This window comes from Sphingobium sp. MP9-4 (assembly GCF_005281675.1).
In the GTDB taxonomy this organism is placed as follows: domain Bacteria; phylum Pseudomonadota; class Alphaproteobacteria; order Sphingomonadales; family Sphingomonadaceae; genus Sphingobium; species Sphingobium yanoikuyae.
Window position 1 is genome coordinate 1 of sequence record NZ_LUFI01000110.1, and the last position, 2914, is coordinate 2914.

Annotated in this window: 2 protein-coding genes and 2 pseudogenes; 2 read left to right on the top strand and 2 right to left on the bottom strand. The window is 61.5% G+C overall.

What is annotated here, in order from left to right; genetic code table 11:
* Nucleotides 1-1112 (top strand): annotated as a pseudogene (locus tag A0U87_RS26000) (IS30 family transposase); the annotation flags it as partial.
* A 56-nt stretch (nt 1113-1168) separates the two neighbouring features.
* Here the strand turns inward: A0U87_RS26000 and A0U87_RS26005 are convergent.
* Nucleotides 1169-1993, bottom strand: a pseudogene (locus A0U87_RS26005) (IS5 family transposase).
* Nucleotides 1994-2247: 254 nt separating this feature from the next.
* On the opposite strand from A0U87_RS26005, the gene A0U87_RS26010 reads away from it, so the two are divergent.
* Nucleotides 2248-2472 (top strand): hypothetical protein, encoded by a 225-nt coding sequence (locus A0U87_RS26010; RefSeq protein ID WP_170978476.1) that lies wholly within the window; start codon nt 2248-2250, stop codon nt 2470-2472.
* Between the two features lie 85 nt (nt 2473-2557).
* Here A0U87_RS26010 and A0U87_RS26015 read toward each other — a convergent pair.
* Nucleotides 2558-2914: FAD-dependent oxidoreductase (locus A0U87_RS26015; protein ID WP_137406133.1), on the bottom strand; the 357-nt coding region annotated here is incomplete at its 5' end.

Here is a 2914-nt window from a genome sequence, read left to right on the forward strand (position 1 = left end):
GCGAGCGGGGATATGGGATTGCTGGCAGCGCGGGGAATCGATGAGTTCGATCGGGCGAAGGTTTGATCGAGAGTCTTCGTCGGTATTTTCGGTGATTTCGCCGACCGGCGGCATCCGGCCCGCCGCTCGCAAGCGTTGCAGTCGTGCGCTGAGCCTTGCCGAGCGGGAGGAGATATCGCGGGGCCTGAGCGTCAGAGAACCCTTGCGTGCGATAGCACGGCGACTGGGTCGCTCGCCCTCGACGATCAGTCGCGAAGTCAGGCGTAATGGCGGTGTTGCACGGTATCGGGCGACGGCGTCCGATCAGGCGGCATGGGACCGTGCCTTGCGGCCCAAGCCCTGCAAACTGGCTTGCTCGCCGTCACTGGCACAGGCGGTATCGGTCAAGCTGCGCCGCAAATGGTATTGCGAGGTGGCTCAGGCACAGCTTTCCGCAGGAGCCGCACAGGCAGGTGTCGTACGAGACCATCTACAGAAGCCTGTACATACAGGCGCGGGGAGTTCTGAAGAAGGAACTGCTGGAGCATCTGCGCGCCCGGCGCACCATCCGCCGGTCGCGGCACGCCAGCCTCAAGCGCAATGGCCTCGGCCAGATCAAGGGTGCCGTGTCGATCAGCGAACGCCCCGCCTCGGTCGAGGACCGCGCCATTCCCGGCCACTGGGAAGGCGATCTGATCGGAGGCACGAAGAACAGCCACATCGCGACGCTGGTCGAACGGCATTCGCGCTACGCGATACTGGTCAAGGTCACCAACAAGGACACCAGGAGCGTCGTGTCGGCGCTGATCAGGCAGACGCAGCGCCTGCCGCGCGAACTCTACAAGTCGCTCACCTGGGATCGCGGCAAGGAACTGGCCGATCATCCGCGTCTCTCACTGACTACCGATGTCGAAGTCTATTGCTGCGACCCGCAATCGCCCTGGCAGCGCGGCTCCAACGAAAACACCAATCGCCTGCTGCGACAGTATTTCCCCAGAGGAACCGATCTGTCGCTATACAGCCAGGCCAAGCTGAGTGCCGTTGCACGGCAACTCAACGAACGGCCAAGGAAAACGCTCGAATATCAAACGCCCGCAGAGCGTTTCCAAGCATGTGTTGCCGCCACCCGTTGAACCCACCGTGGATTGCGGACTGCCCATTTGTGGAAGCAATAGCGCCGCTTTTTGCCTTACCAAAAAAAGATCGATAAGCGATCGCTATCGTCCACGGTTGGCGATGCAAAATGCCATGCGGTAGCCGATGTGATGGCCTGTTCAAATTCCTCGGCGAGGCGATGATTGCGGTGCAGCCGGGCGAGGGTTCCCTCGACGACTCAGCGTCGCGGGAGAATGGCAAACCCTTTGCGGCACTCGACCGTTTGACGATCTCGGTGGTCCATTTGCCGATCCGGCCCAGCGCGTCCCTGAGTTTGTCACCGGCATAGCCACCATCGGCGAAGACATAGCGCAGCCACGGGACACGCCTTGATCATCTCGGCCAGCACCAGCGGAGCGTCGTCACGGCTTTGGATGTCGGCGGCGTGGAATACGGCATGGACGAGATTGCCGTCGGTATCCGTCAAGATATGGCGCTTGCGCCCCTTGGTCTTCTTGTCCGCGTCATAACCCCGTGACCCGCCGCTTTCCGTGGCTTTGACGCTCTGGCTGTCGATCAGGCCAGCGCTGGGTGAGCCCTGGCGGCCTGCAGTTTCGCGTCCGATCAGCAGCAGGGTATGGCTCGACGACAACCATATTCTGTTGTCCCACCAAAGATAGAACCAACGCCGCGCCGTCGAGACCGGCGGCAAACACGGCGGAAGCATCCGCCACGAGCTGCCGCCACGCAACAGATGCAGGATTGCCTCGACAATCCGCCTGAACGACCACTTGTGCAGCCGCCCCACATGCGAGGGCGGCGGAAAGAATGGCTCGAGCAGCCCCCTTCGGCATCGATCAAATCGCTTGGCAGCCAAGTCTGCACGCACATACTGCGTTTCAGTGGTATCGGCCCACATCGTTGATTTCATTTGGTTTGTCGCAAAGCCGCTGAATCAACGACAGGATGCACCGTCAATATAACCCACTGATACGAATCAACTTGATTTCGGAGCAGGCTCTCAGGAGTTAGAGCCTCCGGCGATCTCGGTGTGGTTCAGGCATAATGTCCCATGGTGATCCCCCCGTTCCCGACATAGGAGGGGGCGTTCGATTGCCGTCGCGGCAATCCTGATGAACATGGTTTCTTGTTGGCCGGGATGTGTTCAAGATCATGGACTGGTTTCCTGTTGTTTTCATCCTGTTCAAGATCGTCGTGCTGGGGGGCGGCATGTTCTTTGCCGTCCGATGGCATTATGAACAGGACAGGAAGGCGCAGAAGGGGGCGGTGCTGAGCGCGGTCGGCAAGATCAGCCTGGCCCTGCTGCTGGCGCTGATGGGCCTCCTGTCCCTCACCTTCATGCTGGCGCGGATTCTGGGCATGGATATGGCCCTGTGATTTTGGCGCTGTGATTGTGGCCCGCGTCGTGCGTGGCGCGTTCGGATCATCGTTGCGCTGACGGGCGGCCTGTGCCGGAAGGGCGTCAGCCGCGCAGGCGGTCGAGGCGGTGCTTCAGCTTCCTCTGCAGCAATTCCCAGTTGGTCACGCCCTGGATCACGCCGCCATTGGCGACGATCATCTGTTGCAGCCGATAGGTGTCGACATCCTGGATATCGACCCGGTCGCGGTCGATCACGGCTAGGGCGGCGGCGGTGCCGGCCGCTTCGCCCAGCGCCATCGAGGTCGGCTCCATGCGGATGGTGGAAAAGGCCTGGTGGGTCGCCGCGACGCAGAAGGGCACCATGAGGTTGGTGCACTGGTCGCGATGCGGCACCATCAGTTCGAAGGGCAGCGGCGAGCGTTGATATTTGCCGCCGGCGGGCAGCATGAAATGGCCTTC